General features: G+C 59.3%; 11 protein-coding genes and 1 pseudogene. 7 read left to right on the top strand and 5 right to left on the bottom strand.

The window, feature by feature from the left end:
- Positions 1 to 62 precede the first annotated feature (62 nt).
- Positions 63 to 1,175, top strand: coding sequence for an XAC2610-related protein (locus DW49_RS0100075; RefSeq protein WP_024420131.1), 1,113 nt, complete (start codon positions 63 to 65; stop codon positions 1,173 to 1,175).
- Between the two features lie 9 nt (positions 1,176 to 1,184).
- On the opposite strand, the gene DW49_RS0100070 is transcribed toward DW49_RS0100075, so the two are convergent.
- On the bottom strand, positions 1,185 to 2,078 hold the full coding sequence (locus DW49_RS0100070) for a LysR family transcriptional regulator (RefSeq protein WP_005616184.1): 894 nt from the start codon (positions 2,076 to 2,078) through the stop codon (positions 1,185 to 1,187).
- A gap of 106 nt (positions 2,079 to 2,184) precedes the next feature.
- Here DW49_RS0100070 and DW49_RS0100065 point away from each other — a divergent pair, with 106 nt between their 5' ends.
- Both DW49_RS0100065 and DW49_RS01000000127885 read left to right on the top strand, forming a co-directional pair.
- Entirely contained in the window at positions 2,185 to 3,396 is a 1,212-nt protein-coding gene (locus DW49_RS0100065) for an MFS transporter (RefSeq protein ID WP_005616185.1), read from the top strand.
- Between the two features lie 49 nt (positions 3,397 to 3,445).
- Positions 3,446 to 4,463: pseudogene (locus DW49_RS01000000127885) on the top strand (alpha/beta hydrolase).
- Positions 4,464 to 4,521: 58 nt separating this feature from the next.
- Here DW49_RS01000000127885 and DW49_RS0100055 read toward each other — a convergent pair.
- The 4 genes from DW49_RS0100055 to bamA form a co-directional block, all read right to left on the bottom strand.
- Entirely contained in the window at positions 4,522 to 4,875 is a 354-nt protein-coding gene (locus DW49_RS0100055; protein ID WP_024421044.1) for a cyclophilin-like fold protein, read from the bottom strand.
- Positions 4,876 to 5,124: 249 nt separating this feature from the next.
- Positions 5,125 to 5,871 carry a substrate-binding periplasmic protein gene (locus DW49_RS0100050; RefSeq protein ID WP_024420128.1) on the bottom strand — a complete coding sequence of 249 codons (747 nt, stop codon included), beginning with the start codon at positions 5,869 to 5,871 and terminating at the stop codon, positions 5,125 to 5,127.
- Positions 5,872 to 5,964: 93 nt separating this feature from the next.
- The gene (locus DW49_RS0100045) at positions 5,965 to 6,378 is read right to left on the bottom strand and encodes a hypothetical protein (RefSeq protein ID WP_005616190.1); all 414 of its coding nucleotides are present in this window, start codon (positions 6,376 to 6,378) and stop codon (positions 5,965 to 5,967) included.
- A 121-nt stretch (positions 6,379 to 6,499) separates the two neighbouring features.
- On the bottom strand, positions 6,500 to 8,872 hold the full coding sequence (bamA, locus tag DW49_RS0100040; protein WP_024421043.1) for an outer membrane protein assembly factor BamA: 2,373 nt from the start codon (positions 8,870 to 8,872) through the stop codon (positions 6,500 to 6,502).
- 172 nt (positions 8,873 to 9,044) lie between these two features.
- Between bamA and DW49_RS0100035 the strand changes: the two genes are divergently transcribed.
- The 4 genes from DW49_RS0100035 to DW49_RS0100020 all read left to right on the top strand — a co-directional run bounded on the left by DW49_RS0100035 (position 9,045) and on the right by DW49_RS0100020 (position 12,982).
- Positions 9,045 to 9,734 carry a response regulator transcription factor gene (locus tag DW49_RS0100035; protein ID WP_024421012.1) on the top strand — a complete coding sequence of 230 codons (690 nt, stop codon included), beginning with the start codon at positions 9,045 to 9,047 and terminating at the stop codon, positions 9,732 to 9,734.
- 11 nt (positions 9,735 to 9,745) lie between these two features.
- On the top strand, positions 9,746 to 10,981 hold the full coding sequence (locus DW49_RS0100030; protein ID WP_005616195.1) for a HAMP domain-containing sensor histidine kinase: 1,236 nt from the start codon (positions 9,746 to 9,748) through the stop codon (positions 10,979 to 10,981).
- A 171-nt stretch (positions 10,982 to 11,152) separates the two neighbouring features.
- Positions 11,153 to 12,490: a DEAD/DEAH box helicase gene (locus DW49_RS0100025; RefSeq protein ID WP_005616197.1), complete on the top strand. Its 1,338-nt coding sequence runs from the start codon at positions 11,153 to 11,155 to the stop codon at positions 12,488 to 12,490.
- A gap of 195 nt (positions 12,491 to 12,685) precedes the next feature.
- Positions 12,686 to 12,982, top strand: a complete 297-nt coding sequence (locus DW49_RS0100020) for a hypothetical protein (RefSeq protein WP_024421013.1) — start codon at positions 12,686 to 12,688, stop codon at positions 12,980 to 12,982.
- Positions 12,983 to 13,046 lie beyond the last annotated feature (64 nt).

Below are 13,046 nucleotides of genomic sequence, written 5' to 3'. Positions count from 1 at the left end.
CATTCACTAATAGGCTGGTCGGCTGAAGTACACTCATCACTCATTATCAAGGGAGTTGCGTCTTGCACTTATCCATCGTTCAACGCTGCGACTCACGTCTCGGGTTGCAGGCCTTGTGGGTACTTGTCGGGTTGGCCTCGTCTACGCTGGCCAGTGCGGCCGGTACGCCGGCGACCTACGGTGGGATGGACGCAGCAGGCTTTGCGGGCGCGACCAGGGACAGCTACACCTTGCAGGACTTTTCTGATCGATACCGGGCCACGCTGGAAATTTCCGCCAAGGACGACGTGTTTCGTCCCGGCGTCATCAACGTTTACGACAAGGCCAGCGGCAACGCCTTGATCCGCGTGCAGTCCGATGAGCTGGTGCTTGGCACTGACCCGAAAACCGGCGAGGTCAAAACCAACGTGCACGAGTTGCCTTATGGCGAGCAGAGCGTACTGATCTATCAGGATTTCAACTTCGATGGCATTAAGGACCTGGCCTTGATGGACGGTCAGAACAGCTGCTATCACGGCCCCTCGTATCAGGTCTTTCTCGGCACGGCCGATAGTTTCCGGCACAGCGATTCGTTTACTGAACTGGCGCAGAGCAACTGCGGCCTGTTCAGCGTGGATGAGAAAACCCGCACGGTCGAGACCATGACCAAAAGCGGTTGCTGCTGGCACCAGATGTCCACTTACGGCATCCATAACGGTGAGCCGGTTCTGGAGACGCAAACAGTCATTGAACACACCGGCGGGTCGGGGCTGCCGACTGAAACGGAGGGCCGCAATCAGAATGGAAAAATGACCTACACCACCCGCATTGTCTGGGAAGAAGACGAAGTGCGTGAAACGCTCTTGTCGTTCAGGCTTGCGCCGTCCGGCAAACGGATTGTTCTGTTTCGCTCCGAGTTTGCGGAGCCGGTTTATTACGCCGCAGTGGACAGCAAGAATCTGGTCGGGCTGGTGTATCCCCAGGCCGAAGGTGAGCAATTGAAGTACGACGAAGCCACTCACACATTGAGCTTCGTGCGCGGTGACACCACTTACCGGATTGTGGGCGATGCGCAGGGCGCGCCAACCGGCATGCAAGTGATTGTGCGCGGCAAAACAACCGAACTTAAACTGCTCGCCGAGCCTGCCGAAGGCTCGCTGAACAAGGTCGCAGAGGCTATAAAGGCTGCGCAGTAAAACGACCTGCTAGCCGCGATACCTCACCGCCTCGACAAACGCTGTAAACGCCGGCGACGCCTGACGCCGGTTCGGGTAATACAAATGAAAGCCTTCAAAGTACGGGCTCCAGTCCACCAGTACTTCTTTCAGGCGGCCGCTTTCGATGTGCGGCTGGGCCAGTGAAATCGGCACGTAGGCCAGGCCCACGCCGTCGAGTGCGGCGTTGAGGACGTGGATCATGCTGTTGGACGTGAACTGGCCATTGACCCGGATGTTCAGTTTGCGGCTGTCTTTTTCGAACTCCCAGGCATAGCAACTGCCGTTCGGGGAGTGACGGATGTTGATGCAGGTGTGCTGAGTCAGGTCCTGGGGTTGCAGCGGCACGGGATGGTTCTCGAAGTAGCCAGGCGCCCCGACCACTGACAAGCGCCAGTCCGGCCCCAGACGCACGGCGATCATGTCCTTGCTGATGGATTCACCCAGGCGAATGCCCGCGTCGAAACGTTCGCTGACAATGTTGGTGAAGCCGTAGTCGATACAGACCTCGATCTGGATATCCGGGTACTGCGCAAGAAACCCCGCCAGCATGGGCCGAAGGATGCCTTCTGCGGCGTCATCGGAACAGGTGATGCGGATGGTGCCAGCGGGTTTGTCGCGCAGCTCGCCCAAGACTTCGACTTCTGCGGCGATCTGATCCAGCAGCGGCCCTATCGAGCGCATCAACTGTTCGCCAGCTTCGGTGGGGGCCACATTGCGTGTGGTTCTGGCCAGCAGGCGCAGGCCCATGCGCTCTTCAAGCGCTCGCATTGTGTGGCTCAGGGCCGAGGGCGTGATACCCAGTTTGATGGCGGCCTTGGTAAAGCTCTGCTCCCGCGCAACCAGTAGGAAGGCTTGCAGATCGTTGAGTTTGGGTGTGCTCATTGCTGAATATCTCTCACAATCGCGTGGGGATTGCGCTATCTAATCATCCTAATCCCTTTGCCCTAACCTGTGCCGACTATTTTGCAATTCCCCAGGTCAGTGACGCATGAACGCATTTGAATCAACCCCGCAGCAGACGACGACAACGGCTCACCCGCCTGCCTGGGGCGCCGTGTTTTCCATGGCCCTGTGTGTGGTGGTGCTGATTGCGTCGGAGTTCATGCCGGTCAGCCTGCTGACACCGATCGCGCAGGATCTCGGCATCAGCCAGGGCCAGGCCGGGCAGGCAATTTCGATTTCCGGCTTTTTTGCCGTATTGACCAGTCTGCTGAACACCTCGTTGACCGGGCATCTTGACCGCAAGCATGTCCTGCTGGGCTTCAGCCTGTTGTTGCTGGTGTCCGGGGTGATCGTCACGCTGGCGTCCAGCGGCTGGGTGTTCGTGACCGGCCGCGCATTGCTCGGGGTCGCCATCGGCGGCTTCTGGTCGATGTCCACGGCGACCGTGATGAGACTGGTGCCCAAAGAATCCGTCGCCAAGGGCCTGGCGCTGATCAACGGCGGTAACGCACTGGCGGCCACCGTGGCTGCGCCGCTGGGCAGTTTCATGGGCCAATACATTGGCTGGCGTGGCGCGTTTTTTCTGGTTATCCCGCTCGCCGCTTTGGCCTTCGCCTGGCAGTGGTTGAGCCTTCCGGCGATGAACAACGCGCCGAGCGGTCGGGCGCGCAACCCGTTTCAACTGCTGCGCACTCCGCAGATCGCCATTGGCATGGCCGCCATCATGCTGCTGTTCATGGGCCAGTTCGCCGTCTTCACCTACTTGCGCCCGTTTCTGGAAGAGGTCACCGGCGTCAGCGTCACCACCCTGTCGCTGATGCTGCTGTTGCTGGGTGCCAGCGGGTTGCTCGGGACTTACCTGATTGGCGGGCTGCTGCAAAAACGCATCTATGCCTGCCTGATCGCGATTCCGCTGGTGATGGCCGTTCTTGCTGTGGCACTCACCGGCCTGGGCCACTCGCCGCTGGCCGTCGCCGCCGTGCTTGCCGCCTGGGGGCTGATCGCCACGCCAGCACCTGTTGCCTGGGGCCTGTGGTTGAGCAGAGCACTGCCCGACGATGCGGAGGCAGGCGGCGGGCTGATGGTGGCAACCATTCAGATGGCAATCACGGCGGGTGCGGGCGTCGGCGGTGCGCTGTTCGACAACCTCGGCTGGTGGAGCCCGTTCGCGTTCGGTGGCGTGGTGCTGGCGGGTTCGGCTGTGCTGGCCGGGGCGGCACGACTTAACGCTCGCACTGATCAACAACGCCACACGTAAGCGCTTAACAAAACCACGCTGGTCAATCATTCAATGAGGGGAACGCTCCATGAAAAAGTTTCTTTTGATGTTTGGGCTGTTAATAAGCTCCTATTCTGCGATAGGAGCAGACATGTCTCACGGTGCCGATAATTTCTACACAAGCGACACAGTCACTGCGCAAAAAGTGTTGTTCACTAATCAGTACAAGATGAAAGTTGGCGGCAGCCTGTTCATCCCCAAAGGCTCTGATCCGACTACAAAAGCGCCGGCAATCATCGTCGGCCATCCGATGGGTGCCGTGAAAGAGCAAAGCGCCAACCTCTATGCGCAGAAACTGGCCGAGCAGGGCTTTGTAACGCTGTCGCTGGACCTGTCGTTCTGGGGCGAAAGTGAAGGCCTGCCGCGCAACGCTGTTTCACCGGACATCTATGCCGAAGACTTCAGTGCCGCCGTGGACTTTCTCGGCACCCAGACGTTTGTGGACAAGAACCGCATCGGCGTAGTGGGTATCTGTGGCAGCGGCAGCTTTGTCATCAGTGCCGCGAAGATCGACCCGCGCATGAAAGCCATCGCCACCGTCAGTATGTACGACATGGGCGCCGCCAATCGCAATGGCCTGAAACATGCGCAGACCCTGGCGCAGCGCAAGAAAACCATCGGGCAGGCGGCACTGCAGCGCGATGTGGAATTCAGCGGCGGCGACACTGCATACACTAGCGGCACCGTGCACAAGCTGACTGAAAAGTCCGGCCCAATCGAACGTGAGTTCTATGACTTCTATCGCACGCCACGGGGCGAGTTCACGCCTGAAGGCCAGTCGCCTGAACTGACCACCCACCCGACGCTGACCAGCAACGTCAAGTTCATGAACTTCTACCCGTTTAACGATATCGCCACGGCCCATGCTGTTCATCGCGGGTTCGGCTGCACACTCGCTGGAGTTCAGTGAAGAAGCCTACAAACTGGCCGGCCAGCCCAAGCAACTGATTATTGTGCCGGGTGCTGGGCATGTGGATCTCTACGATCGCGTCGATCTCATCCCGTTCGACACATTGGGTGAGTTCTTCAAGAAGAACCTGAAGTAATCAGGCAGTAACCAGAGCACTTCCAAAGGCCCTGCAACCGCAGGGCCTTTTTTCGTTTTCAGTCTTTTGTGACTTCAAATCTGACCGCCACAGCGCCTGGCTTTCGAATGGTTTCAATGCCTGATTCGATTCTGCCCAGCCTCACCAGCCCCGGCGAGTATTCAAAGCCTTTGTGGTAAATCGCCAGATTGCCCCACGGCGCGTAATAGGCAATATCGCCCTGGACCGGCGTGCTGCCAGCCGCTGTACCGCTCACGTCCAACTTGCGTGGGAGTGTGCCGATCTTCTCGGTGGCGGCGTAGTCTTCCAGCGTGAGTTCAAGTGGCAGCATCGCAACGAAGTCTCTGGTTGTTGCGCTGTCTTCCAGATGAAACATGACGACCTTGTCGCCGGCAAGCATGCTGATATTCATACCGCGCTCCTGACCGTTTGAGGGCGTTTGCTGTTGCGCGAACGTCGTTTGCGGCATCAGTGGCATCAGGACGCTGCAACCCAGGCAGATTGATAACCTCAGGCCTGCAAATACCTGCGGTTTCGAGTGTCGCAATCGTGCTTTTGTAATGGCTTTGTACCCGGTGAGTGCTGTGGCACAAGCATACCGGGCGTGAGGCGATTTCTTGTCTGTGTGGGCGTACATGTGAAGATGAGCGCTGCTCATCAATCACTGCTCCACAGGCTGCTCATACCTTCGCTGAATACGCTCCAGTTCCCCCGATTGGCGCAGTGTCTCCAGCGCTCTGGTCCAGGAGGCTACCAGTTCGTCATCACAGTCGCGGCTGAAGGCGATGTACAGCGAGGAGCGGTACAGCTCGATGGGTATCTGTCGCAACGTGCCGGGGGCAATGCCCAATTGTCGGCTCTGGTAGGTCACCCCCGCATCGGTATCGCCGATGATGATTGCGGTGCGGCCGTTCTGCAGCATGCGGTAGAACTGGACGTTTTCCGTGGCGCTTTTATCGAGGTTTTTAAAGCCCAGTGATTGCAGCATGTCGGGCAGCAGGCCCGCAGATCGCGTGGTGATCTGCGGCGCGTGCAGCAGTTGTTCCAGGGAGGTGACCGGCGCCGCCGTTGCCAACTGATAAGGGTGTATCGACTCTTCCACAATCGGGCCGACCCATTTGTACAACGCCTCGCGCTCCGGCGTGCGAAACATGGAATACATGATGGTTCTGGGCCGTGTACGCAAGGTATGACTCGCCCTCATGCTGGAGGTCAGCACGATGTTGAAGTCGTTTCCGGTAACCGCCATGATCGCCCGGACAATCTCGGTGGTCATACCGGTGAGCTGGCCGTTTTCTTCATAGTTGTAAGGCGCCCACTCTTCAGTGACGACCTGATAATGATCGGCCCTGGCAGGGGCGCCGAGCAACAGACACAACAGCACCGAAGTCAGTGTTGAATATTTCACATTGCCTGCCTGATGGGCTGTCCGATCACTCATAGACTCAAGCATCAATGGCTGCGCGGGCGGTTTCGGTCCGGGCCTGCGTCCAGCCAGGTGTCAACCTGCCATCCGCCGCTCGCGCAACGCATTCAAACATTCACGCCCGGCTTTCTGCGCTGTTTGCAGCACCGTCTGGCTGTTGTCTTCGGTGATCCAGGTCAGCAGCCGCACCTGGCCTGTCGCCTGGCTGCCGCCCTGCATGCGGCTGAGGGTTTCGCGTTGCTTGAGCATTGCTTTCATGCGGGTGGCCAGCATGAAGATGTCGTCGATAAAACCGTCTTCAACGTTATCGTGGTGCTCGATGCCCAGCCCCGTGGCGTCATGGTCGATGCGCAGGTGGTACTGCATGGCCCCGGTCGCGTCTTCGCTGCCGAACAGCGCGATGACGAAGCCTTTGCCCAACAAGGACCGCAGGGCGTGCTGGATAATTTCCTGAACATCGGGGGTAATCTGTCTGACCTGGCTGCTCATGTAGCGGCTCCTGACCTGTAGGGGGATGCCGAGCAGTATTCAACGGCTGGATGTAAAGCGCGGTCCGGGCCGGGTAATGCTGGGTAAAGACCGCCTGGTTCATGATTTAAAAGTCAGTGTTTCAGAAGGTTTGGCCCAGCGAGAACTGGAACACTTGAGTCTCGGCGTCTTCGGGCTTTTTGACGGGCACGGCGAGGTCGAAGCTGAGCGGCCCGAGTGGCGAATACCAAGTCACGCCGACGCCCACCGAACTGGCCATCTGGTCGATATTGATGTTGCCGCAGTTCTGCGTGGTGGTCAGGTAGCACTTGTCCGAATAGACCGTACCGAAGTCCCAGAACAGTGACGTGCGCAAGGATTTCTGGTCCTTGATAAACGGCATCGGGAACAGGTATTCCATGCCGCCGGTAATCAAAATGTTGCCGCCCAGCGCCTCGGTGTCGCGGTCAGAATAGTAAATCTGCCCCTGGCTGGCGTAGGTGCCGGTAGACGGCGTATTGCGCGGCCCCAGTGTGCCGTCCTTGAAACCACGCACCGTGCTCTGCCCGCCTGCGGTGTAGTTTTCGTAGAAGGGCAGGCCGTCGGTGTCGCCGTAACCGTTGCCGTAGCCCAGCTTGGTATGCAGGCGCAGCGAGGTGGTGTCGCCGAGCGGCATGAAGGTCTGGCCGTTGTAGTCGATCTTGTAAAACTGCAGGTCGCTGCCCGGCACGGTGGTGGTCATGGTCAGGCTTTGCGAGTGGCCGCGGGTGGCCAGCACACCCTTGTTGAGGGTCGATTCCGACCAGCCGATGCTGGCCTTGAGGTTGGTGAATTCCGAACCCTCACGCTCGATGAAGTCGTAGATTTCATCGGCGCTGTAGCTGCCTGGGTCAATGCTGTCGTGCTGGATTGACAGTCCGTAGGTCAAGCGTGAAGTTTCGTTGATCGGGTACCCGAGGTTGACCCCGGCACCCAAGCTGTTGAGCGAGTAGTAAGAAACTTCATCGCTGTCGTCGTAATACTTGCTGTAGTCGGTTGCGTTGTAGAAAACGTTGTAGCCCAGGCTGACGCCGTCGGGCGTAAAGTACGGGTTGGTGAAGGCGAAGTTGTACTTGGTCTGGTACTCGGAACGCGTCATGCCGAGGCTTGCGAAGTTGCCGGTGCCCAGGATGTTGTTCTGCGAGATGGAGCCGCCGAGTATCAGCCCGGCGCTCTGCGCAAAGCCTACGCTGGCGGTAATGTTGCCCGAGGCCTGCTCTTCGACGGCGTAGTTGATGTCCACCTGATCGTCGGTGCCCGGGACCGCTGGCGTCTCGACGTTCACTTCCTTGAAAAAGCCCAGACGTTCAAGGCGTACCTTCGACTGGTCAATCAGATAAGTCGATGCCCAGCCGCCCTCCATTTGGCGCATTTCACGGCGTAGCACTTCATCGGCAGTCTTGGTGTTGCCCCGGAAATTGATGCGGTTGGCGTAGGCGCGTTTGCCGGGATCGACCACGAAACTGACGTCCACCGTGTGGTCGGCGTCGTTGGGCTTTGGCACGCCATTGACGTTGGCAAAGGTATAGCCGTCGTTGCCCAGGCGGCGGGTGATCAGGTTGGTTGTGTCGGTCATGACCTTGCGCGAGAACACCTGGCCCGGCTTGACCAATATCAGCTGTTCAAGCTGGTCTTGCGGCACTTTCAGGTCGCCGCCCAGCTTGACGCTGGCCACCGTGTATCGGGCGCCTTCGGTGATATTGACGGTGATGAACACGCTCTTCTTGTCGGGCGTCAGCGACACCTGAGTCGAATTGATATCCATGTTGATGTAGCCGCGATCCAGGTACCAGGATCGCAAGCGCTCAAGGTCACCAGAGAGTTTTTCGCGGGCGTACTTGTCGTCGTTCTTGAAGAACGACAGCCAGTTGCTGGTCTTGAGCTGAAACTGGTCGGACAGCTCCTCATCTGAAAAAACCGTGTTGCCGACCACGTTGATGTGCTGAATGGAGGCGACCGTGCCCTCATCGATGATGATTTTCAGGGCGATGCGGTTGCGCGGTGCTGGCACGGCCTGGGCCTCGACCGAAGCGCTGTAGCGGCCCTGGGCGACGTATTGGCGTTGCAACTCGTTGCGCACGCCTTCCAGCGTGGCGCGCTGGAAGATTTCGCCTTCAGTGAGCCCGGATTGCTTGAGCCCTTTCATAAGGTCTTCGGTGCTGATGGCCTTGTTGCCTTCGATCTCGATACTGGCAATGGACGGGCGCTCTACTACATTGATCACCAGCACATTGCCGTCGCGCGCTACATCAATGTCCTGAAAGAAACCGGTCTTGAACAATGAGCGGGCAGAGTCGGCCAAGCGCTGTTCATCTGCCTGATCGCCGACATTAAGCGGCAGTGCAGCAAACACGCTGCCGGCGGACACCCGTTGCAGGCCGTTGACGCGGATGTCGGAGATGGCAAAAGTGTCGGCGTAAACCAGCGGAACGCTGAATAGCAGGCAGAGCGATACAAGCAGGCGCGAATAAATCATCAAACCCTTTCCAGAAAAACTGCGCACGCTGGGGTGCCGTTGGCTGCGCAGCATAGGGGGAGGGGATGTTGGGGACGGTTAACGCAATGTAAGGTTGGGTAAAGATTCACCGGCCTGGCTGACAGGCCGCAGCCGCGCCGGGATAATCGGCGACCACCATCAAGGTACTGCCATGACATCCGTATTGCTTGTCGATGATGATCGGGAACTGACGGACATGCTCAGCCAGTACCTGACCCGCGAACGCTTCACTGTGACCTGCACCAACGGTGCCGAAGAGGGTGAAGTCGAAGCGCTGTCCGGTCGTCACGACATTGTTGTGCTCGACATCATGATGCCGCGCATGTCCGGCATCGAAGTGCTCAGGCGTATTCGCGCGCAAAGCCAGGTGCCGGTGGTTCTCCTGACGGCGCGCGGCGACAACATCGACCGGATTTCCGGGCTTGAGCTGGGCGCCGATGATTACGTGCCCAAGCCCAGTTCGCCGGGCGAGCTGGTTGCGCGTTTGCGGGCGATCATGCGCAGAGTGCGCTCGGTGCCGCTGACCGACGCGGTCAGGGACGTGCTTCATGCTGGCGAGCTGGCCCTCTGGCCGGGCAAGCGTGAGGCGCGCTGGCAGGGGCGTGCGCTGGAACTGACCGGCAACGAGTTCTGCCTGCTCGAAGAACTGGCGCGCCATGCCGGGCAACTGGTCAGCAAGCAGAACCTGTCGATGAACGCACTGGGCCGGCCGCTGGCCCGCTACGACCGCAGCATCGACGTGCACATCAGCAGCATTCGCCACAAGCTCGGCCCGCGCAACGATAACCAGAGCTGGATACAGAGCGTGCGCAATCTGGGCTACATGTTGATTACGCCATGAGGCCGAGCCGGTTGTTCTGGAAGCTGTTTCTGGCCTTCTGGCTGGCGACCAGCCTGACGTTTCTGGTGGGGGCGGGCCTGTTCATCTTTACCCGTTCCGGCCCCGGCGACCCGTCTTTCAGTACCGTGCTCGACAACGAAGTCCGCCTCCTGCAGCAGTCCGGCATTCCGGCCGGGCGGGCGTTGCTTGATGTCTGGCAGCCTGATCGGCAGGATCGGGTCGGGCTTTACGATGATCAGGGTCGTTTGCTGGCTGGCAAGCCGGTGGACGCTGCGAGTTTCGAGCTGGCTGTGCACACCCGGGAGGGCGCGACCGTGCACATCCGCTCCACCCTTCGTCCTGATTTTGATAATAAGGGGCCTTCACATATCAATCCGCTGATCACCGGCACGTTCATGAGCGCGCTGTTCAGCTGGTTTCTCAGCAGCTACCTGGTTGCGCCGCTGATGAAGCTGCGCGAGGCGATGGGCAAGGTCGCCAGAGGTCGATTCGATACACGAGTGAAGCCCGATATGGGGCGGCGACGTGACGAAATTGTCGACCTTGCCGAGGATTGCGACCGCATGGCCAATCAGCTCAAGGTCATGGCCGACTCCCAGCAACAGTTGTTGCATGACATTTCCCACGAACTGCGCTCACCCCTGACGCGAATGAGCGCCGCCATAGGCCTGTTGCGTCAGGAGCCCAGCCAGCTGGACATGCTTGAGCGAGTCGAGCGTGAGTCAGAAAAAATGGACGCCCTCATTGAAGAGCTGCTGACGCTGGCGCGCATGCAGAGCCATCCCGAAAGCCTGTCGCGAGAGGCGGTGGATGTCATCAGCCTGCTGGCGGCGATCGTCGAAGATGCCGAATTCGAGGCCGGGCTCAAGCAATGTCGGGTCCGGTTGCAGGCCCCGGGGTCGTTCGTGGCGCAGGTCGATGGCGAGCTTCTCTACCTGGCCTTCGAAAACGTGATCCGCAATGCGGTTCGCCACACTGCCGTCGGCAGCGATGTGGTGGTGGTTGCCAACGTGCAGGCGCATCCGGCGGGCCTGATCGTAAACGTTATCGATCAGGGGCCTGGCGTGGATGAAGAGTGCCTGCAACGTATCTTTCAGCCATTCGAGCGTGGCCTGGACAACACGGCTCACGGCTTCGGGCTGGGCCTGGCCATCGCACTTCGGGCCGTTGAAATGCATGGCGGGCAGATTGGTGCACGCAACCGGGCGGGCGGTGGGTTGGTGGTGGATATCTTGCTGCCAGCGTGATCTGGCGCGCTTGATCACCGGGTCTGGAAGTTCGAACGAGTGGCTTTGCGCGGCGGTTCATCGGCCTATCGATAAACAAAATCGACCTATGGTGGTAAAGAAACTCGGCCCCGGCGCTCGAAACCGTTACGCTATGCAGCTGTATTTTTGTTTTTCGTCGAGGTAACACCCGTGTTTTCCGAATTCGCCCTGCACGAACGCCTGCTTAAAGCTGTGGCCGAGCTTAAATTTGTCGAGCCTACGCCCGTGCAGGCGGCCGCCATCCCGCTCGCACTGCAAGGGCGCGACCTGCGGGTGACTGCGCAAACCGGTAGTGGCAAGACAGCCGCCTTTGTGTTGCCGATCCTCAACCGCCTGATCGGCCCGGCCAAGGTTCGCGTTGATATTCGCGCGGTGATCCTGCTGCCGACCCGTGAGCTGGCTCAGCAGACCCTCAAGGAAGTCGAGCGGTTTTCCCAGTTCACCTTCGTCAAGGCCGGTTTGATCACCGGCGGCGAGGACTTCAAGGTCCAGGCAGCCATGCTGCGCAAGGTTCCGGACATCCTCATCGGCACGCCGGGTCGTCTGCTGGAGCAGCTCAACGCTGGCAACCTCGACCTCAAGCACGTTGAAGTGCTGGTGCTGGACGAAGCCGACCGCATGCTCGACATGGGCTTCTCCGAAGACGTCGAACGTCTGGCAGGCGAGTGCGCCGGCCGCGAGCAGACCATGCTGTTCTCCGCAACCACCGGCGGTGCCGGCCTGCGGGAAATGATCGGCAAGGTGCTCAAGGATCCACAGCATCTGCAAGTGAACAGCGTCAGCGAACTGGCTTCCGGCACACGCCACCAGATCATCACTGCTGACCACAACGTGCACAAAGAGCAGGTGTTGAACTGGCTGCTGGCCAACGAGACCTACCAGAAAGCCATTATCTTCACCAACACCAAAGCCATGGCCGACCGCCTGTATGGCCGTCTGGTTGCGCTGGAATACAAAGCGTTCGTGCTGCACGGCGACAAGGACCAGAAGGACCGCAAGGCCGCCATCGACCGCCTGAAGCAGGGCGGTGCGAAGATCATGGTCGCGACCGATGTGGCGGCTCGCGGTCTTGATGTTGAAGGCCTGGACATGGTGATCAACTTCGACATGCCACGCAGCGGTGACGATTACGTCCACCGCGTCGGTCGTACCGGCCGTGCGGGCAGCGACGGTCTGGCGATCTCGCTTATCTGTCATGGCGACTGGAACCTGATGTCGAGCGTCGAGCGCTACCTCAAGCAGAGCTTCGAGCGTCGCGTCATCAAGGAAGTCAAAGGCACCTACGGCGGGCCGAAGAAAGTCAAGGCGTCGGGCAAGGCGGTAGGCGTCAAGAAGAAAAAGACCGATGTGAAGGGCGACAAGAAGAAAGTAGCGGCAAAAGGCCCTACCAAGCGCAAGACGGTCAACCGTCCCAAGTCTGACCTGGTCAGCCAGGACGGCATGGCACCCCTGAAAAAACGCAGCACCCCGGCCCCTGCTGCCGAGTGATTGCCATGATCGTTCCCGCGCAGGCGGGAACGATCAGTTCTTCCCCTCGTTTGCCCTCTGCGCAGACAACCGCCTGTATACCTTCCAGCAGCTTCTCTGAACCGTCACACACCCCGCAGGTCACATTTTCTGAGTCGTATGCCTGTGGCTGGATGTCATGGGCGATCAATCCATGCTGGACGGAGGTTTAGAAAAATGACTTACAACTGGGACCTTATTGAGCGTTTGTTGCACGACGTGCAGAACGACGCCGTCAGCTCGGCCACCACTGAATTCGCAACGCTGCTGGACAGAGCATTCGTTCAATCACGGCCTGCAGACGAGGGCGATGGCTCCGGCTTCATCCTCACCCCGCGCGGAGCCAGCCTGCTGGCGTTGATCGACAGCAGCATCCCCGGCAATGATCATCCACGTCAGGTGCTCAACGACCAAGAGGATGCTCTGGATCCTGCAACTTTCGAAAAAGTCTCCGCCAAGGCACAGATTGCCTGAGGTCTTGATCTGCGTTTTGCACACGTCCTGAAGAGCCCGGATATTCGGGCTTCTGCCCGGAGGG

The organism is Pseudomonas avellanae BPIC 631, assembly GCF_000444135.1.
Lineage (GTDB): Bacteria > Pseudomonadota > Gammaproteobacteria > Pseudomonadales > Pseudomonadaceae > Aquipseudomonas > Aquipseudomonas avellanae.
This window is presented reverse-complemented; position numbering and strand designations above follow the sequence as displayed.